Here is a 17,407-nt window from a genome sequence, read left to right as displayed (position 1 = left end):
CGGCGAGCAGCCAGTTGAAGGCCGGTCTTTGGAACGCAATGTTCCAAATTTGGAACGAACGCCATTTTTGGGCTGTTGGCATCTGCGCTCAACAGGCGTAATTGACGGTGGCGGGGGCGTAGTTAGCATTTTAAAAGAGGTGCCAAGTGCCTGCCGCGGATTTCTCCTTTCCTGATATGAACGATTTCGCCTATTTCGCGGCTGTTGTGCGGCACGGCGGGTTTTCCTCGGCCGGACGCGTCCTGGGGTTGCCTAAATCGAAGTTGAGCAGGCGGATATCGGCGCTCGAGGAGCGGCTCGGCGTCCGATTGATCGAGCGGACCGTTCATCGGTTCCGTGTCACGGAGATCGGCCAGTCGCTCTACGGATACTGCGAGAACATGCTGCGGGAGGTCGACCGGGCAGCGAAGGCGGTGAACGAGGCGAGTGGCGAGCCGCAGGGGCAGGTCCGCATCAGTGTGCCGACCGGTCTTCTCGAAGGGTCGCTCGCGGGTATTCTTCCTGAGTTCCTGCTGCGCCATCCGCGCGTCCAGCTGCAGATCCTCGCGACAGACAGCCGCGTCGATATCATCAATGATCGTCTGGATCTGGCGATCCGTGCGCAATTGAATGACGAAACCGATTCCGAACTGACGATGCGCGTCCTGAGCAAGGTCGATCTGATCCTGGTCGCCAACAAGCAGCTGGCCGAACTCGTGCCCCAGGGCGGGGGCATCGAGTGCCTTTCAGATGTTCCGACGGTTTCCTTTACGGGTACCATGAACGAATGGCGCGACACCGACGTCTGGGAATTCAAGGGCCCGATGGGGCGATGCACCGGCATGAGCATCGGCCGCGCATGAGCTGCCGCAGCGTTCCCGCCGTTCTGGAGGCGATCTACGCCGGCGTTGGCGTCGGCCTCTTGCCCGATCACTTGTGCGCGGAAGGGATACGGGACGGCAGCCTCGTTCATCTCCTGCCGGACTACCAGATGTCGCAGGCAACCATCTATATCGTCTTTACCGCCTCGCGTGGTCTGCCAACCGCCGTTCGCGCCCTGGTCGATTTTCTGGTCGACAAGTTCAAGACCTTTCGCGTTCCGACCAGGGCCTTCGAAACGGCAACGGACGGCTGAGGCAGCCTACCTCCCGATAATTCCGCGCTTGCCCATTCGCGATCGCGACTCATCTTTATGTGCATGTCGGTTTCTCATGAACTCGTCCGTCCTTGAAGAAGGACGCCATGAAGGGAGAACAGCATGCCTTATGTCGATGGATTTATCGTTGCGGTGCCGAAGCAGAATATCGAGGCCTACAAGGCCTTCTCGGCGACAACAGGAGCCATCTGGAAGTCTTACGGCGCAAAGGAATATGTCGAGTGCGTTGGCGACGACGTGCCCTACGGCGAGGTCACGTCGTTTCCCCGCGCCGTTCAGGCGAAAGAGGACGAGGTCGTCGTCTTTTCCTGGATCGTTTATGATTCCCGCAAGGATCGCGATGAAATCGTCGAGAAGGTGATGGCAGACTCGCGCCTTCAGGGCGACGAATGGAAGTCCATCTTCGACGGGAAGCGGATGATCTTCGGCGGTTTCGAGCCATTTCTGCGGCTCTGACCTGACGCCAAGGATTGACATGAGCCGAGCGCCGCAGCCACTGCTGCGGCGACGTCAAGCCTGTGCGGAGCACCATCATGCCTCAGAAGATCATCAGCCTGGCTACACAAGGCCAGGGGCTCTATGAATTTACCCATGAGGCCAGCGCCTTTGTCCGCACGTGCGCGGTCACCGAGGGGTTACTCACGGTGTTTGTCCGGCACACTTCCTGTTCCCTGATCATCCAGGAGAACGCCGACCCGGATGTGCAGCAGGATCTGCGGGCATTTTTTACCCGGCTGGTGCCGCCTTCCTCGGATCCTTCGATGCGCTGGATCGTGCATACGGCAGAGGGACCGGATGACATGCCTGCTCATATCAAGGCCGCTTTGACCCAGGTTTCCATCGGTATCCCGGTTATTTCGGGACGGCTGGCGCTAGGCACGTGGCAGGGGATCTATCTCTTCGAGCATCGCGATCGCCCGCATCGGCGTGAAGTCGTGCTGCATCTCGGCGCCTGAACCCAATCTGAATAGGCAATTCGAACATCGTTCATTTTCAGCGGCTTATGGTTGCCTCAATCCCGCAAGGGAGATCAATGAAACTGATTTGAGAGTTCGTTATGCATCAATTCGTCGCCCGCGTTGCCTTCGCAGCCTTCGTTGCTTTTGCCTCCATGCCTGCAACCTCTTCCGTCGCCGATGCGGCTTCAATGCAGCATGCCGCTGTGATCGACGTCCAGTATCGTCCGGTCCGTGGTTGCTGGCCTGTTGAAGCCGTGCAGAAGGCGCGGTGGGCCGGTCTTCGCAATGCGCGGGTCACGCATATGACGCCAAAGCGGGTTGCTGTCTCGGGACGGGGCTATCGCGGATGGGAACAGATGTGGTTCGCCAACGTTAGGGGATGTCCGCTGATCCGTCGTTGACGGCCTGGGATTCGCCATAGCGGTGCCATTTTCGAACGGCTTTGTGCGAATCGCATATGAGTAGGCGTATCCGGGACGGCCGTGGCCGACCGGGACGAGTAAAATCGGAGCAGTCGCGGTTTCGGCCGTGAGGATATGGAGAGTTTGATGAAGCAGTTTCTGGCCAAGGCGGGTATCGCCGCGGTGCTTGCTGCCGGCACGCTTGCCGGAGCAGTGGCGCCGGCGTCCGCTCAGGTGGATGTCTATATCGGTAGCGGTCGTCCGCCACCGCCTCCCGGCTATTACCGTCCGCCACCACCGCCGCCGCCGGGTTATGGCCGTCCTCGTGGCTGTGATCCTCGGCTTGCCGAAGATATCGCGCGCGACTACGGCTTCCGCCGCGCCCACGTCGTCGACGTGACGCCGCGCCGCGTGATCGTGCAGGGCTGGTCGCGCCGCGGTCCGGATGAAATCAGCTTCGGCAACGTTCGTGGCTGCCCCGTTCTGCGTCGATAGAGTTTCGATCGCCTAAAACTCAACACCCCTGCCTGCGTTGCCGCCGGCAGGGGTGTTGCTTTTTGTGAAGATGTCTTCGCCGCTTCGTTCAACAGCCGGCGGATTTAATCCGCGCCGGCGGTCTCTAGAGACTTCGTGGTTGCGAGCGGTGCCTGGCTGTCGGTCGAAACGACCGATGTCGGAAGCGGCGTGCCACGCTTGCGTTCGCGCGCCAGCGTCAGCAGGCCGGAGCAGATGATGAGCAGGATACCGCCGGCCATCGGAAGATCGATCGTATCGTCGAAAATCAGGTAGCCGAAGGCGATTGCCCAGAGCATCTGGCTATATTGCGGTGGAGCGACAAGATTCGCCGGTGCCATGCGCGCGGCGGTCATCAGCATCACGTTGCCGGCGGCGCCGAGCAGGCCGTAGCTCGCCAAGAAGAACCACTGGCTTGGTGTCGGCATAGCCATTTGCGACAGCATCAGGATGCCGCTGACAATAATCGTGCCGAGCAATGCCGCGCCATAGAGGGACAGCCGCTTTTCCGCAGGGCCCATCTTTCTGAGCACCACGATCGAGATCGCCGCGGCCAATCCGCCGATCGCAGCGGCGAGATGTCCGACCGAAAGTTCCCTGAAACCCGGCCGAAGCACCACCAGCACGCCGAGGAAGCCGACGATGACGGCGGCCCAGCGCTGCCAGCGCACATCTTCCTTCAGGAAGATCACCGAAAGAATGGTGACGAAGGAGGGAAGCAGGAACAGCAGACAGAAGGCTTCAGCCATCGGCAGCTTCGTAAACGTGATGATCGACGCAATGGCGCCGACGGCGCCGCAGACGAATCTCAGCAGCCACAGTGAGCGGTTGGATGAACGAACCATATCGAGCCATGAGTCGTCCTTGCCCTTGATAAAGGGAAGAACGGCTGTTCCGAACAGAGCGCCGATGAAGGCGACCTGATAGGCCGGAATGCTACCATGAAGGATTTTGATGGATGCGTCGCTGAACGCGAAAACCGCGTAAGCGGCAAACGCTACGAGAACACCGCGGAGCGGCGAATGGGGAGCTGTCATGTGGCCAGAATCATTGACGGAGGAGGGTAAGCTACCATGGCCCAGAAATACCCGCGGAGCGAACGCTGAATGAGAATAGCTGCCATGCAGCAGAAGAGGAGTGCGCTGCGCTCACGCTGCTGGATGAGCGGCGGCAAAATCCCTCAAGATCGGGCGCTGACCGGCAAGCAGCTTCACATCCGCCTCATAGAGCGAAAACCACGCGGCTCTGTCGACTTCCGGGAATTCCTGCGTGAGGCCGGAACGTGGTGGCCATTCCATGGCAAAGCTGTTGCTCACGATCCTGTCGATGTCGATCTCAGCCGGGACAGACCAGGCAATGACGATCTTCCCGCCACTCGGCTGCTTGTAGGAGCCGATAAAGGTGAAGGGACCTTCCGGAGTGTGACCGATCTCTTCCCGTACCTCGCGCCTGGCGGCGGAGAGTTCGTCTTCTCCCTCGTCGACCAGACCCTTCGGGATCGACCAACTACCGTCATCCTTCTTGGCCCAGTAAGGTCCGCCGGGGTGAACCAGCAGGACCTCTAGACGACCTTCATGCTGGCGGTGAATAAGCAGACCGGCGCTTCTTGTCGCCATTCATCATGCTCCGGTCATCAATGCGATCCGGCGCGCAGAGCCGCGCCATAATCCCTGTAGATGCTGAGGCAATCGGTATAGCTCAACGATTCATTCGCCCCGTAGATGACATGCGCGCTCGAAGAACTCGTCGCGGCCTCTTCGGAGACGAACAAGATCGCCTCGCCAAGTGATTTTCCGGTGATCGGTGCTTCCGTCCCGTCCTCTTGCGTAATTCCTTTGATGATCGCCGCGATTTCGCGGTGGCTGAAGACTACACGTCTGTCTTCGGGGTCATTGTCTTGCCTCGGGTATGAATGGAGCCACTTCAAACAACAACTTCAATACATCGTCGCGACGAACACTCGCCGCCACGGGGTGGACGCTTATGACGCATCATCAAAAACATGCCGGTTTCGCCGGAACGATAACGCTTTACGGCGAGCGGTGCGCTGCACATCGTTGCGGGCATCCGGTTCGCTGATGACCAAAAGGTCGCCACTCATAATAGATATGGTGCCGTCGCATTCCGACAAGTCCGCAGCCTGCCCACTCGCGGCGATGTGACCGCGGCATTGGCAAAGTGTGATCAGCCTATTATATCGAGCGCATCCCAATGACAGCGAGTGTTCAGGCCATGTTTCAGGCTTCCAAGATAACGCATGCGGACAAGGCCACGTTCTACCAAGAACTGCAGCAGCAGCTTCAAGGCCTGCTGCACGGCGAGCGGGATATGATCGCCAATGCCGCAAATACGTCTGCCCTGATGTTCGAGATGCTGCCGGATTTGAACTGGGCCGGATTCTATTTCCTGAAGTCGGACAGCGAACTGGTTCTCGGGCCATTCCAAGGCAAGGCGGCGTGCGTTCGTATCGCGGTCGGTCGTGGCGTCTGCGGAACGGCGGTGGAGAAGGGAACCCCGATCCTCGTCGAGGACGTGCATGCCTTTCCCGGACATATCGCCTGCGATGCCGCCTCGCGCTCCGAACTTGTCGTGCCGCTTCATCACAACGGCAAGATCCTGGGCGTAATCGACCTCGACAGCCCGACCCCGGCGCGTTTCGACGCCGACGACCAGGCCGGCATCGAAGCGCTGGCCAGGATTTTCGTCGAGGCCAGCTACTGAGCCTTTACGGGCTCAGTGATATTTTTCCCGTTCGCGAACGAGGATCGCCGGAGCATTCAGCCCGGCGATCGGCTGGTTGACGTCTGCCGGAATATCTCCCGTCAGCTGCAGGTCGAGATAGCGTGCGCAGCACACTCTCAGGAAAGACGTGAAGTTTCCGAGATCATGGCCGGCATCGATCGATTCATGATGCAGCCTTGTGATCAACTGCGTGACATTCATGCGGTCACGCCGTGCGATCTCTTCGAGCTTCGACCAGAAGAAATTCTCCAGCCGAACGCTCGTCACCATGCCGTCGATGCGCAGCGAACGCGTGGTGCTCTCCCAGAGCTTCGCGTCCGCCTTGATGAACAATTCGCACATCCCGTCTCTCCCTGTCCGTCTCCTCAGGCGGCGTTCGTTTGTAGCAGTGCCGAGGCATCAAGCACAGCCATGAACTGCCGCAGCCATGAAGGGTGTGCGGGCCATGCCGGAGCGGTCACGAGGTTGCCATCCGAGACAGCGTCGCTGATGGCGATATCGGCGTAGATCCCGCCGGCAAGTTCGACTTCCGGGCGGCAGGCGGGGTAGGCGGAGCAGGTGCGACCCTTGAGAACGCCGGCGGCTGCCAGCAGTTGGGCGCCGTGGCAGATCGCGGCCACCGGCTTGCCGGCTTCAAAGAAGTGCTGCACGGCCTTGATGACCTCGGGGTTGAGGCGCAGATATTCCGGCGCGCGGCCACCCGGAATGACGAGTGCGTCGTAATCCTCGGCGCGGATGCTGGAGAAGGTGGCGTTGAGCGCGAAGTTGTGGCCGCGCTTTTCGGAATAGGTCTGGTCGCCCTCGAAGTCATGGATGGCGGTCGCGACGGTCTCGCCGGCATTCTTGCCGGGGCACACCGCATGCACGGTATAGCCGCAGGCGAGCAGCGTCTGGAACGGGACCATGGTTTCATAGTCCTCGGTGAAATCGCCGGTGATCATCAGGATTTTAGAAGCTGGCATCTGTTTCCTCCCAAAAACAACGGGAGGAGCTTAGCAAGGCCTGTGAGCCAAAGGGTACTAAGGGAATACTACAGCGAAAATTCCCAGTTTTAAGGCAGCAAAAAGGGGACGCGCCGGTTGGCCGTCCCCTTATCGTTTCCTTGGCAGCAGCTTGAGCGCTACTGCTTTTTCTTCTTGGCTTCGTCGTCCATCAGTTCATACCACATCGCGTTCAGAACCGCGAAGGCGGCGGCCAGCGGAAGGCCGAGGATCCATGCGAAATACCACATCGTCTTTCTCCTTCAGTAAGCGTGGCCGCTCTTGTCGTTGATGGCCTTCTCGTCGACCTTGCCCCACAGCACTTTGTAGACCCAGGCGGTGTAGGCGAAGATGATCGGCAGGAAGATCACCGCGACGACAAGCATGGTGAACAACGTCGAATGGCTCGACGATGCATCCCACACCGTCAGGCTCGACTTCGGATCGAGCGAGGAGGGCAGGATGAACGGAAACATCGAAAGGCCGACGGTCGAGATGATGCCGAGGATCGAGACCTTGCTGAACAGCAGCGTTGCGACCTCCCATCTTGCCCGCAACCCGAGGAATGCCGCGGCCGCTCCGATGAAGCCCAGGATAGGAGCGATGATCATCCACGGATAGGTGCCGTAGTTCGCAAGCCAGGACCCCTCATGCGTTGCAGTCTTGAGAAGCGGGTTCGACGGGCCGGTCGGGTTGATGGCGCTCGTTATGGTGTAACCGTTGACGCCGAGAGCGAGAAAGATGCCGCCGAGCGCGAAGAGGACGATCACCGCGAGTGCCGCCAGGCTTCCATAGCTTCTGGCCCGGTCCGCGACGGTTCCGCTTGCCTTGAGGACCAGCCAGGCAGATCCATGCAGGACCAGCATGGCGACCGAAAGCAGGCCGCAGAGCAATGCGTAGGGGTTCAACAATCCGAAAAACGACCCTTCGTAGAAGATGCGCATGTCGGCCGGATCAAACCGGAACGGCACGCCCTGCAACACGTTGCCGACCGCGACGCCGAAGATCAGCGACGGCACGAAACCGCCGATGAACAGGGCGATGTCCCAATTGCCGCGCCAGCGGGCGCTTTCACGCTTCGAGCGGTACTTGAAGGCGACCGGCCGCAGGATGAGCGCGAGCAGGATCGCGAACATCGCAAGGTAGAACCCCGAGAAGGACACCGCATAGAGCGGAGGCCAGGCGGCGAAGATGGCACCGCCGCCGAGGATGAGCCAGACCTGGTTTCCTTCCCAGACTGGGCCAATGGTGTTGATGGCGACGCGGCGTTCCGTATCCGTCTTGGCGACGAAGGGAAGCAGCGTGCCGACGCCGAGGTCGAAGCCGTCGCTGGCGGCAAAGGCGATCAGCAGCACCCCGAGAAGCAGCCACCAGATCATGCGCAGGATGTCGTAGCTTATGAGTTCGTGCAGGATCATGATCGATCACTCCGCGGCGGGAACGAGGGTTTCGGAAATGAGTTCGGCCTCCGGCTTGTCGTCCGGTTCCGGTCCCTTCTGGATGCTCTTGATCATCAAGGTCATCTCGACGACGATCAGCGCCGTGTAAAGGACAGCAAAGCCGATGATCGTCAGCAGCACGGTGCTCGCGCCGAGGCTCGAGACCGCCATGGCCGTCGGCAGCACGCCTTCGATTACCCACGGCTGGCGCCCAATTTCGGCAACGATCCAGCCGGCTTCGATGGCGATCCAGGGAAGCGGGATGGCGAAGACGGCAATTTTCAGCAACAGTGGATATTTGTCGAGGTGCCGGCGTGCCGAGAGCCAGAAGAAGGTGGCCGTCAGGACAATGAAGAACATGCCTAGCCCGACCATGATGCGGAACGACCAGAAGAGCGTCGGCACATGCGGGATGGTATCGCGGGCAGCCTGGATGATCTGCGCGTCAGTCGCCTGGCGCGGATCGTCGACGTAGCGCTTCAGGAGAAGGGCATAGCCAAGCTCGTGTCCCATTTCCTCGAAGGAGCTACGCAGCTGGGGTGCGATTGCATCCGGGGTCGCGGCTGCGCGGATCTGCATCAGCGCGTCGTAAGCCTTGATGCCGTCGCGGATACGAACCTCGGCTTGCTGTTCGAGCTTGTCGATGCCGGGGATCTCTGTCGTCAGCGAGCGCGTGCCGATCAGCCCCATGACCCAGGGGATATGGACCGCAAAGTGGGTCTCGCGGGCTTCCTGGTCGGGGAAGCCGAAGGCGGTGAAGGCGGCGGGCGCCGGCTCCGTCTTCCACATGGCTTCGATCGCGGCGAGCTTCATCTTCTGGTTTTCAGTTGCGAGATAGCCGCTTTCGTCACCGAGGACGACAACCGACAGGGCCGATGCAAGACCGAACGAGGCGGCAACCGTCATCGATCGCTTGGCGATCTCGATGTGGCGTCCCTTCAAGAGGTACCAGGCCGAGACGCCGAGCACGAAGATCGAGGCACAGACGTAGCCGGCCGAGACCGTATGAACGAACTTCGCCTGGGCAACCGGATTGAAGACCACGTCGAAGAAGCTGGTGACCTCCATGCGCATCGTCTGCGGATTGAGTGCCGAACCGACCGGGTTCTGCATCCAGCCGTTGGCGATGAGGATCCAGAGCGCCGAGAAGTTGGAGCCGAGCGCGACACACCATGTCGCCACTAGGTGACCGACCTTGGAGAGCTTGTCCCAACCGAAGAAGAACAGGCCGACAAAGGTCGCCTCGAGGAAGAAGGCCATCAGCCCTTCGATCGCCAGAGGCGCGCCGAAGATGTCACCGACGTAATAGCTGTAGTAGCTCCAGTTCATGCCGAACTGGAATTCCATGACGATGCCGGTGGCAACGCCGATGGCGAAATTGATGCCGAAGAGCACGCCCCAGAATTTCGTCATCTGGCGCCAGATCTGGCGGCCGGTCATGACGTAGACGGTTTCCATGATGGCGAGCAGCACGGAAAGCCCGAGCGTCAATGGTACGAATAAAAAGTGGTAAAGCGCGGTCAGCGCAAATTGGAAGCGCGATAGCGCGACTATGTCTAGTTCCATTGTCTTTCTCCCACGGCCCCACGGGGTATGAAGAGTTTCCGCCGGGCCGGATTGCCGGGCGGTCATGCGGGTTGGCTCAGTCCGGTCTCAGCCGATTCAGAGCCTTTTCGAACGCCGCCTCTCCACGGCGTGAAACTTCTGTAACGCGTCCGTCTTCCATGACGGCGATGACATCCGCGATCGCGGCCTCGCGGCGGATGTGGGTGGCGATGACGAGCGAGCGTCCCTTCGCCTTCTCCGCCAGGCGGTTCATAACGTCGCGGGCGGTTGCGCCATCGAGACCCTCGGTCGGCTCGTCGAAGAGCCAGAGCGGCGTGTCGCGCAGGAAGAGACGGGCAAGGGCGAGGCGGCGCGACTGGCCACCCGAGAGCCCCATGCCGCCTTCAGCAAGCCGGGTGTCGAGCCCGTGCGGCAGCGCGGCGACGTCCTGCAGGAGCCCGGCGGCGGCAAGCGCCTCGTTCAGGGCGGCATCCTTTGCCTCGGGATTTGCCAGCTGCAGATTGCCGCGAAGGCTATCCTGGAAGAGCTCGGTACGCTGCGTGAGCAGGGTGGCGTCGAGGCATTCGACGCTTCCCCGGCTCTGGCGGATTTCGGCCGCGAGCAGCGATAGCAGGGTCGATTTTCCCGCGCCGCTGGTGCCGATGAGTGCGAGCGTCGAGCCTGCGGCCATGTCGAGATCGATGCCGTGAAGCACGGGCGTTTCCGTTTCGTAGCCTGCGCTGACGCCGTTCAGGCGAAAGGCCGATCCGTTCTGTGGCTCACGGTTGCCGAGGATCTCGTCATCGGCGGATAGCCGGGGCGAGATGCGACGTGCAGCGAGAAGTGTGCGGCCGAGTTCCATCGCTCCCCGCCGCAATGCGCCAAAGGGTTCAACCGATGCGAAAGCGATCAGGACAGCGAGCGTGGCGGCCGATGCGCTGATTGCTCCGCTGCCCGCAAGTGCCGCGACCGATAACAATGAACCGACGAGAAGCGCGGTCGTCGTGAGGCCGAAACCGAAGGTGACACCGGCTTCGATCCGGTTCAGGCGATCGTCCGCATCCGACGCGTAGCGATCGGCTTCGGCGATTGCCGCGCGTTGGGCGGCAAGGCGTCCGGCCATCAGCAGATCGGTCTGCCCGGCGACGAGGTCGATGGTGCGGGCGCGAAGTGCTTCGATGCCATAGGTGCGGCGACGGGCGTGTTTCGTCGCGCGACGTCCGGCGAATAGTGGAATGCCGAGACCAGCGCCCAGCAGGGTAGCGCCGACGGCTAGGCCGAAGAGTGGATTCATGAGGCCGAGCGCAATACTCACGGCAAGCGCTGCGGCGATCGCCACGGCTGCCGGAACCAGCACACGGAGGTAAAGCGAATCCAGCGCGTCAATGTCGCCAGTCAGCCGGAAAAGCAGGCGGGCGGGCCGCCGTGCCAGTTCGCGGGCAGCGCCGGGTGCTGCCCATCCGCGAAACAGGCGTTCTCGAAGGGCAGCGAGCACGCTCAGCGTCGCGTCGTGGGTCGTCAGCCGTTCCGCGTAGCGCGAGGCTGTGCGGCCAAGTGCCAGCAGGCGGATTCCGGCCGATGGCATGAAGACGTCGAAGGTGGCGATCGCTGCCGCGGACAGTCCGGCGATGCCGGTTGCGGTGATAAACCAACCGGAGAGGCCGAGCAGGGCAATGCCCGCGGCGACTGTCGTTGCGGAAAGTGCCGCGCCAAGGAGCAGGCCGCGGCGCCGCTCGGCCAGGAAAAGCTTGACGATCGGCTTGAGATTGGAAAGCGATGCGCTCATTCGGCGGCCTCCCGTGCGGTTTCGGGATCGAGCATGATTGTGCGGTCCATGCGCGCGGCAAGCCGCGGATCATGGGTTGCGACGACAAGGGTGCGGCCCTTGGCAAGAGCGATCAGGCTTTCGGTGATGTCGCTGGCGGTTTCGGCGTCAAGGTGGGCTGTCGGCTCGTCGGCAAGCACGATTTCTGCGTCGGGATTGCAGGCGGCGCGGGCAATGGCGAGGCGTAGCGCTTCGCCGCCCGATACTCCGAGGCCACCGTCGCCAAGCGGACGGCGGGCATGAAGGCTGGCGAAACGGCCAAGCTTGGCGAGATCGAGAGCCTCCGCCACCACTTGGGGAGACACGTCAGGTCGACCGAGCGAAATATTGCCCGCAATGGTGCCCGCAAATATGTGCGGCTTCTGGCCGACCCAGGCGATCCTGGCCTGCAGGGCGGGGTTGGCGGGCTGTCCGTCGATGGTGACGCTGCCGGTATCGCAGGCTGCGTGGCCGGCGATCAATGCGAGCAGGGTCGATTTGCCCGAACCGCTTGCGCCAAGCAACGCAACGTGCTCGCCGGGACGAATGCTGAGATTGAATGCCTCGATCGCGGCCTTTCCGTCCCTGTCGTAGCGGAAGCCGACATTCTCCAATCGGATGGCGCCGGCCGCGCTTTCGTTTGCGGCAACGGTATCACTACCGACCGGAAGCTGAAGTCCTTCCGCACTCAACGCATCGATCGCCTTGATCGCGGCTTCGCCCGCGGCCCGGTCATGCCAGACGGCAGAGAGTTCGCGCATCGGCTCGAAGAAGGCGGGGCCAGCAGCAGCACGAAGAGGCCGTTTGCCAGGTCGAGGCCGCCGGTCCAGGCGCCGAACCTGATCTCGCCAAGCAGGGAAAAGCCGATGTAGACGGCAACGAGTGCGACGCCGAGCACGGCGAAAAGCTCCAGAACGGCCGACGACAGGAAGGCGATCTTCAGGACGGCCATGGTGCGGGTTTTCAGCTCGTCGGCATCGGTTCTCAGTCGGGTCGCGGTGGCATCGACGGCACCGAGCGAGCGGATCGTCGTCATTCCACGCAGGCGATCGAGGAGGAAACCATTGAGCCCGCCGGTCGCGGCCAACTGCTTTTCGCTGGCTGCCTGCGCACGCCAGCCGATCAATGCCATGAAAACGGGAATGAGCGGCATGGCGAAGAGCAGGATCAGAGCCGCGATCCAGGAGATCGGGAAGACGCAGGCGAGGATGACCAATGGTACGGCGCTCGCCTTGAAGCGCGCCGGCTGAAAGCGCGAGAGGTAGGGAACGATCATCTCGGCCTGTTCGCCGATGATGCTTGCGGCTTCGCCCGAGCTCGGCCTTGTGCTGTCGATCGGCGAACGACGGGCTAGCGCAGCCGCAGCAAGTTCACGCCGCGCCGTCAGTTCGGCGCGTGCTGCGCGAAATGCCATGCGGCCGCCAGCCGCTTCGAGACAGCTTTTTGCGACCCCGAGGAGCGCTATGTAGACGGCGAACCACAAGACGTCGTTGAAGCCGCCGCCATCGGCAATGCGGCCGACCGCGGCGGCGAGAATTGCCGCCTGCGGAATCCAGATGAGCGATGCCAGCGCCTGGACGGTGGCTGCCTTGCGCAGCCCCGCATTTTTGCCCACGGCTTTTGCCGGCTTGCCGAAAGCCTGCTTTCCACTTGCGTCTAAGTAAGCACTCCCCATAGCGCTAACTCTTGTTCGCAGGATTGGGCCGGCGGCTGCGGCCGAGCGAAACAACTCGGTTCTTGGCCTCCAGCAGCTTCGTCACTTTCGCACCTAAAGAGAGTAACGTTGCAAGGCGCTCGGTTTCAAGTTGTTTCACGTCTTCATACCAATGCGTTAGCTGCTCGATCAGCGCATGCATCTCGCTCATCCGCTCCTGGGCGTGGCGCTCGGCTTCGCTTGCGGGGCGTTGCATCAGGATTTCTCTCAGCACCGACAGGGTCGGATCGACCTCGCGCTTCTTGCGCTCTTCGGCCAGTGTTCGCAGGATTTGCCAGACATCATCCGGCGTCGTGAAGAAGTCGCGCCGGTCATCCGGCTTGTGCTTCAGCAGGACCAGGTTCCAGGTCTGCAGTTCGCGCAGGCTCATCGAAACATTCGAGCGCGAGATGCCGAGGGCATCGGCGATTTCCTCGGCGCAGAGCGGCGAAGGCGAGACGTAGAGCAGGGCGTAAATCTGACCAACGGTGCGGTTGATGCCCCATCGCGAGCCCATTTCGCCGAAGTGCAGGACAAATGATTGAACAAGCGGCGGAAGGTTCATCGTCAGTTTCCGTTATGTCTGTGATTTCAGAAATTTCTGAAATTACTATAACTGGCTAGGTCTATGGGCAATCGTCAATTGAGGGCTGCGGCAATTTGGTGCCGCAGCCAGTCATAGGAAAATTCGCTGCGGCTGAACTTGATCTGGATCAAACGGCGACGGAATGTTTTGCATGGCCCTGATTGAGGTAGCGATCGAATTTCGCAGCGATCGCCCTCACGAAAGGCCGGCCTTTCGGCGTGATGGTGAAGGTATTGCCGTCGAAGGTGGTCAGCTCATCCTCGTTGAAGATATGCGTGCGCATCGCATCGGCGCAGACCCCATCGGCGGCGCGTCCGAACCGCGAACGCAGGTCGGTGACGGAGAACGCATAGCGGCACATCAGGTCCTCGATGGCGGAGGCCGCGGCGCGGTCGCTCTCCGACAGCGCAAAGCCGCGGGCGACAGGCAGGTGGCCGTCGGAGACCGCCCGGCAATATTGGCCAGTCGCCGTGATGTTCTGCACATAGCCTTGCGGCAAGCGGCCGATCGAGGAGACGCCGAAGCCGATCAGAGCCTCGGCATCATCCGTGGTGTAGCCCTGGAAATTGCGCCGAAGCGTGCCGTCGGAAAGCTTCTGCGCCATGCAGTCGGTCGGCTTTGCAAAATGATCGATGCCGACAGACACGTAGTCTGCTGCCAGAAGGGCCCCGGCACCGGCGGCCGCCATCTCGAAGCGTTCAGCCGGGCCGGCGAGTGTCGCCGCATCGATCTGCGACTGATGCTTCTTCATCCAGGGGACGTGCGCATAGCCGAACATGGCGATCCGGTCCGGCGCCATGGAAAGGCATTGTTCGATCGTCCGCATCAGCATCGCCCTGTCCTGGTGCGGCAGGCCGTAGACAATGTCGAGATTGATGGACGCAACGCCGAGGTCGCGCAGCGTGGTCACGACGTCGGCCGTCTCCTCGAAACTTTGCGGGCGGTTGATGGCGGTCTGGACGATCGGTTCGAAGTCCTGCACGCCGACACTTGCGCGCGTTATACCGAACGATCTCCATGCCTGCAGGCGCTCGGCGTCCACATGGGTAGGGTCGATCTCGACACTGATCTCGGCGTTGGCAGCGATGTCGAAATGCCGATCCAGCGTGTCGCGCAGTCTTTGCAGATCCTTTGGGCTGACGATCGTCGGCGAACCGCCGCCGAAATGGATGGCGCTGACCTTGCGCCGCTCGGGAAGGCATTCGGCAACAAGCCCGATCTCCTTGTTGAGCGCATCGAGATAGGCGGCGATCGGATCGTAGCGGCGCACCTGCTTGGTATGGCAGCCGCAATAGAAACAGAGCCGATCGCAGAACGGGATATGTAGATAGAGCGACAGCGGGCCATCCGACTGCTCGCCAAGCCACCCCTATAGACGGCTTCGTCGACGCCGTCGTGGAAGTGTGGAGCTGTGGGGTAGCTGGTGTAGCGCGGTACCGGAGCGGCGTAGCGGGCGATGAGTTCGGCGTTCATGGCGTATCCTTTCGGGAAAGCCATAGCCGGGCTCGGATGACGACACTTTGATTTCGATCAAGAAAGGGCTGTTCTCGCGCGGGGGCTGTAGTCTATGCTTTTGGCCGGAGCTGATTTGATGCGTAAAGATATTCATAATTCAAACATACCAGTACGTTGCGTGAGCTGCGAGGTTCGCCACAAGGGCATGTGCGGTGCGCTCAGTTCCGACGAATTGCTGGCGCTGTCTGCGCACACGCGCCTCGTCAATCACGAATCGGGCGACGAGCTTGCCGGCGAAAGGATGCCGACCGAGTCCTACGCGACCGTCATCCGCGGCGTCGTGAAGCTCACGAAGACGCTGGAGGACGGGCGCCAGCAGATCGTCGGCCTGCAGTTCGCCCCCGATCTTCTCGGCAGGCTGAATGCGAATGAGAATGCGGTGTCGGTAGAGGCTGCGTCCGACGTCAACCTCTGTCGCATCCCGAAGGCCGCGCTGGAGCGCATGGTCAAGAGCAACCCGGCCCTTGCAGAACGTTTGATGTCGCAGACGCTGCGCGAGCTGGATGAAGCGCGCGACTGGATGGTGACGCTTGGGCGCAAGACGGCGGCAGAGAAGGTCGCGAGCTTCCTGCTTCTGATCGCGACGCATCTCGATCCCGAGGCCGTCGGCGAAAAGCGCAAGTTCGATCTGCCGCTATCGCGGGCTGACATTGCTGACTTCCTGGGGCTGACGATCGAGACGGTTTCCCGCCAGATGTCGAAGCTGAAGGCCGATGGGGTGATCTCGATCGTTGCCAACCGGCATATCGAGGTGCCGAAGCTCTCGAAGCTCAAGGCCTGCTGCGGCTCCTGATGAAGCCTGTGCGGCATTCTTCAATGCATGTTGCCGAGGAAGGCCATTCCGTGCAGGAGTGATGGTTCACTTTCGTTCGATAAGAGAGTTGCATGTCTGCCTTCGCCAATCCGCTTGTTTCCCGCCTGTCTCCGCCACCAATTCCTTCGGTTCTTGCCTGGGCTCGCGAATACAAGGGTGGCAAGGGTCCGTTGGTCGATCTTTCGCAGGCAGTGCCCGGCTATCCGTCCCATCCTGAAATGTTGCGGTTGCTTGGCGAAGCGGCATCTTCGCCGAAGACGGCGGGCTATGGTCCGATCGAGGGCGAGGGCGTGCTGAGAGAGGCTTATGCCGGGCATATGTCCAAGGTCTACGGGGCGTCCGTTTCCGCAGCCAACATCCATATCACCGCGGGTTGCAACCAGGCCTTCATGTCGGCGGCAATCGCGCTTGCCGGGTCCGGCGATACCGTGGCGTTGACCAATCCGTTCTATTTCAATCAGGAGACGACGCTGTCGATGCTCGGCATCAAGCGGGTTCTGGTTGAGTGCGACGCGGAGAACGGCTTTCTGCCGGAGGTTCAATCGGCCGAGAAGGCGCTGCACGGCGGCGCCAAGGTGCTGGCGGTGGTGACGCCGAACAATCCGACCGGAGCGGTCTATCCGCCTGAGTTGCTGCTTGAGCTCTTCACCCTCTGCTGCAAGCATGGGGCGTGGCTGATCGTTGACGAGACCTATCGCGACTTCCTTCCCGATGGCTACGGTGCTCCGCATCCGCTGCTCACGATTCCGGGTTGGGAAGGCACGCTGATCCTGCTCTACAGCTTCTCGAAGTCCTTCTGCATTCCCGGCCATCGCCTCGGGGCGATCACGGCGGGCGCCGATGTTGTTGCCGAGATCGCCAAGGTTATGGACAACATGCAGATCTGCGCGCCGCGTGCAGCCCAGGTCGCCGTTGCCGCGGCGATGCCGATCCTTGTCGACTGGCAGGCGGCAAATCGCCTGGAGATCACGCGCCGCGCAGATGCATTGCGGGCCGTGATGTCGGGGTTGCCCGGCTGGGAGATCGGTGCGCTTGGCGCCTATTTCGCGTTCATCCGCCATCCGTTCGCGGAGCTTGGCTCGGCCGCCGTCGCGGAGCGTCTGGCGAAGGAGGCTGGTGTCGTCTGCCTGCCGGGAAGCTACTTTGGAGAAGGGCAGGAGCACTACCTGCGGCTCGCCTTTGCCAATGCCGACGCTGCTTCGATCGGTCTTCTCGCGGATCGTCTGCGCTAATTCCGAAATGATAAAGGCCCGCGCTAACGGACCTGCAGGTTGCTGGCAA

18 protein-coding genes and 2 pseudogenes are annotated in these 17,407 nt (G+C 61.4%); 9 read left to right on the top strand and 11 right to left on the bottom strand.

Going from position 1 to position 17,407, the window contains the following annotated elements; translation table 11 throughout:
* Positions 1 to 146: 146 nt before the first annotated feature.
* From FZ934_RS09890 to FZ934_RS09870, 6 genes are all read left to right on the top strand, one after another.
* Positions 147 to 842, top strand: a complete 696-nt coding sequence (locus tag FZ934_RS09890; protein WP_348649068.1) for a LysR family transcriptional regulator — start codon at positions 147 to 149, stop codon at positions 840 to 842.
* Positions 839 to 1,114, top strand: coding sequence for a LysR substrate-binding domain-containing protein (locus FZ934_RS28535; protein WP_348649067.1), 276 nt, complete (start codon positions 839 to 841; stop codon positions 1,112 to 1,114). Before FZ934_RS09890 ends, FZ934_RS28535 begins: the two co-directional genes overlap by 4 nt.
* Before the next feature lie 123 nt (positions 1,115 to 1,237).
* Entirely contained in the window at positions 1,238 to 1,591 is a 354-nt protein-coding gene (locus FZ934_RS09885) for a DUF1428 domain-containing protein (protein ID WP_153270932.1), read from the top strand.
* Between the two features lie 77 nt (positions 1,592 to 1,668).
* Positions 1,669 to 2,091, top strand: coding sequence for a secondary thiamine-phosphate synthase enzyme YjbQ (locus FZ934_RS09880; protein ID WP_153270931.1), 423 nt, complete (start codon positions 1,669 to 1,671; stop codon positions 2,089 to 2,091).
* A gap of 101 nt (positions 2,092 to 2,192) precedes the next feature.
* Positions 2,193 to 2,495 (top strand): hypothetical protein, encoded by a 303-nt coding sequence (locus FZ934_RS09875; protein WP_153270930.1) that lies wholly within the window; start codon positions 2,193 to 2,195, stop codon positions 2,493 to 2,495.
* Between the two features lie 147 nt (positions 2,496 to 2,642).
* On the top strand, positions 2,643 to 2,990 hold the full coding sequence (locus tag FZ934_RS09870) for a hypothetical protein (RefSeq protein WP_153270929.1): 348 nt from the start codon (positions 2,643 to 2,645) through the stop codon (positions 2,988 to 2,990).
* A 104-nt stretch (positions 2,991 to 3,094) separates the two neighbouring features.
* Here FZ934_RS09870 and FZ934_RS09865 read toward each other — a convergent pair whose 3' ends face one another.
* Both FZ934_RS09865 and FZ934_RS09860 read right to left on the bottom strand, forming a co-directional pair.
* On the bottom strand, positions 3,095 to 4,045 hold the full coding sequence (locus FZ934_RS09865) for a DMT family transporter (RefSeq protein ID WP_153270928.1): 951 nt from the start codon (positions 4,043 to 4,045) through the stop codon (positions 3,095 to 3,097).
* A gap of 111 nt (positions 4,046 to 4,156) precedes the next feature.
* Positions 4,157 to 4,624, bottom strand: coding sequence for an NUDIX domain-containing protein (locus tag FZ934_RS09860; RefSeq protein ID WP_153270927.1), 468 nt, complete (start codon positions 4,622 to 4,624; stop codon positions 4,157 to 4,159).
* Positions 4,625 to 5,240: 616 nt separating this feature from the next.
* Here FZ934_RS09860 and FZ934_RS09850 point away from each other — a divergent pair.
* A complete protein-coding gene (locus FZ934_RS09850) occupies positions 5,241 to 5,729 on the top strand; it encodes a GAF domain-containing protein (protein WP_153272412.1) in 489 nt (162 codons plus the stop codon).
* 12 nt (positions 5,730 to 5,741) lie between these two features.
* Here FZ934_RS09850 and FZ934_RS09845 read toward each other — a convergent pair whose 3' ends face one another.
* From FZ934_RS09845 to hemN, 9 genes and pseudogenes are all read right to left on the bottom strand, one after another.
* Positions 5,742 to 6,092: a ribbon-helix-helix domain-containing protein gene (locus FZ934_RS09845; protein WP_018116210.1), complete on the bottom strand. Its 351-nt coding sequence runs from the start codon at positions 6,090 to 6,092 to the stop codon at positions 5,742 to 5,744.
* 23 nt (positions 6,093 to 6,115) lie between these two features.
* Positions 6,116 to 6,712: a DJ-1/PfpI family protein gene (locus tag FZ934_RS09840; RefSeq protein ID WP_153270925.1), complete on the bottom strand. Its 597-nt coding sequence runs from the start codon at positions 6,710 to 6,712 to the stop codon at positions 6,116 to 6,118.
* 158 nt (positions 6,713 to 6,870) lie between these two features.
* A complete protein-coding gene (cydX, locus tag FZ934_RS09835; protein WP_018857158.1) occupies positions 6,871 to 6,981 on the bottom strand; it encodes a cytochrome bd-I oxidase subunit CydX in 111 nt (36 codons plus the stop codon).
* Between the two features lie 12 nt (positions 6,982 to 6,993).
* Entirely contained in the window at positions 6,994 to 8,148 is a 1,155-nt protein-coding gene (gene cydB / locus FZ934_RS09830; RefSeq protein ID WP_153270924.1) for a cytochrome d ubiquinol oxidase subunit II, read from the bottom strand.
* Between the two features lie 6 nt (positions 8,149 to 8,154).
* Complete coding sequence (locus FZ934_RS09825) at positions 8,155 to 9,735, bottom strand: cytochrome ubiquinol oxidase subunit I (protein WP_153270923.1); 1,581 nt, start codon at positions 9,733 to 9,735, stop codon at positions 8,155 to 8,157.
* Between the two features lie 76 nt (positions 9,736 to 9,811).
* Positions 9,812 to 11,500, bottom strand: coding sequence for an amino acid ABC transporter ATP-binding/permease protein (locus FZ934_RS09820; protein ID WP_153270922.1), 1,689 nt, complete (start codon positions 11,498 to 11,500; stop codon positions 9,812 to 9,814).
* Positions 11,497 to 13,193, bottom strand: a pseudogene (gene cydD, locus FZ934_RS09815) (thiol reductant ABC exporter subunit CydD). The gene FZ934_RS09820 and the pseudogene cydD overlap by 4 nt, the downstream one beginning before the upstream one ends.
* A gap of 4 nt (positions 13,194 to 13,197) precedes the next feature.
* On the bottom strand, positions 13,198 to 13,776 hold the full coding sequence (locus FZ934_RS09810; RefSeq protein ID WP_153270921.1) for a GbsR/MarR family transcriptional regulator: 579 nt from the start codon (positions 13,774 to 13,776) through the stop codon (positions 13,198 to 13,200).
* A gap of 148 nt (positions 13,777 to 13,924) precedes the next feature.
* Positions 13,925 to 15,270, bottom strand: a pseudogene (gene hemN / locus FZ934_RS09805) (oxygen-independent coproporphyrinogen III oxidase).
* Positions 15,271 to 15,457: 187 nt separating this feature from the next.
* Here hemN and FZ934_RS09800 point away from each other — a divergent pair.
* Both FZ934_RS09800 and FZ934_RS09795 read left to right on the top strand, forming a co-directional pair.
* On the top strand, positions 15,458 to 16,105 hold the full coding sequence (locus FZ934_RS09800) for a Crp/Fnr family transcriptional regulator (protein ID WP_153272411.1): 648 nt from the start codon (positions 15,458 to 15,460) through the stop codon (positions 16,103 to 16,105).
* Between the two features lie 92 nt (positions 16,106 to 16,197).
* Positions 16,198 to 17,358, top strand: a complete 1,161-nt coding sequence (locus tag FZ934_RS09795) for an aminotransferase (RefSeq protein ID WP_153270920.1) — start codon at positions 16,198 to 16,200, stop codon at positions 17,356 to 17,358.
* Positions 17,359 to 17,407: the final 49 nt, after the last annotated feature.

Source organism: Rhizobium grahamii, assembly GCF_009498215.1.
In the GTDB taxonomy this organism is placed as follows: domain Bacteria; phylum Pseudomonadota; class Alphaproteobacteria; order Rhizobiales; family Rhizobiaceae; genus Rhizobium; species Rhizobium grahamii_A.
The sequence above is the reverse complement of the archived record's forward strand: the minus strand, read 5'-3'. Positions and strand labels throughout refer to the sequence as shown.

What these genes read in the sequence shown, in the direction of transcription:
- FZ934_RS09800 (WP_153272411.1), top strand. Translation starts at nt 15,458, where the DNA reads ATGTGCGGTGCGCTCAGTTCCGACGAATTGCTGGCGCTGTCTGCGCAC.
- FZ934_RS09820 (WP_153270922.1), bottom strand. Translation starts at nt 11,500, where the DNA reads ATGAGCGCATCGCTTTCCAATCTCAAGCCGATCGTCAAGCTTTTCCTG.
- FZ934_RS09845 (WP_018116210.1), bottom strand. Translation starts at nt 6,092, where the DNA reads ATGTGCGAATTGTTCATCAAGGCGGACGCGAAGCTCTGGGAGAGCACC.
- FZ934_RS09865 (WP_153270928.1), bottom strand. Translation starts at nt 4,045, where the DNA reads ATGACAGCTCCCCATTCGCCGCTCCGCGGTGTTCTCGTAGCGTTTGCC.
- FZ934_RS09880 (WP_153270931.1), top strand. Translation starts at nt 1,669, where the DNA reads ATGCCTCAGAAGATCATCAGCCTGGCTACACAAGGCCAGGGGCTCTAT.
- FZ934_RS09795 (WP_153270920.1), top strand. Translation starts at nt 16,198, where the DNA reads ATGTCTGCCTTCGCCAATCCGCTTGTTTCCCGCCTGTCTCCGCCACCA.
- FZ934_RS09840 (WP_153270925.1), bottom strand. Translation starts at nt 6,712, where the DNA reads ATGCCAGCTTCTAAAATCCTGATGATCACCGGCGATTTCACCGAGGAC.
- FZ934_RS09810 (WP_153270921.1), bottom strand. Translation starts at nt 13,776, where the DNA reads ATGAACCTTCCGCCGCTTGTTCAATCATTTGTCCTGCACTTCGGCGAA.
- FZ934_RS09870 (WP_153270929.1), top strand. Translation starts at nt 2,643, where the DNA reads ATGAAGCAGTTTCTGGCCAAGGCGGGTATCGCCGCGGTGCTTGCTGCC.
- FZ934_RS09875 (WP_153270930.1), top strand. Translation starts at nt 2,193, where the DNA reads ATGCATCAATTCGTCGCCCGCGTTGCCTTCGCAGCCTTCGTTGCTTTT.
- FZ934_RS09885 (WP_153270932.1), top strand. Translation starts at nt 1,238, where the DNA reads ATGCCTTATGTCGATGGATTTATCGTTGCGGTGCCGAAGCAGAATATC.
- cydB (WP_153270924.1), bottom strand. Translation starts at nt 8,148, where the DNA reads ATGATCCTGCACGAACTCATAAGCTACGACATCCTGCGCATGATCTGG.
- cydX (WP_018857158.1), bottom strand. Translation starts at nt 6,981, where the DNA reads ATGTGGTATTTCGCATGGATCCTCGGCCTTCCGCTGGCCGCCGCCTTC.
- FZ934_RS09825 (WP_153270923.1), bottom strand. Translation starts at nt 9,735, where the DNA reads ATGGAACTAGACATAGTCGCGCTATCGCGCTTCCAATTTGCGCTGACC.
- FZ934_RS09850 (WP_153272412.1), top strand. Translation starts at nt 5,241, where the DNA reads ATGTTTCAGGCTTCCAAGATAACGCATGCGGACAAGGCCACGTTCTAC.
- FZ934_RS09860 (WP_153270927.1), bottom strand. Translation starts at nt 4,624, where the DNA reads ATGGCGACAAGAAGCGCCGGTCTGCTTATTCACCGCCAGCATGAAGGT.
- FZ934_RS28535 (WP_348649067.1), top strand. Translation starts at nt 839, where the DNA reads ATGAGCTGCCGCAGCGTTCCCGCCGTTCTGGAGGCGATCTACGCCGGC.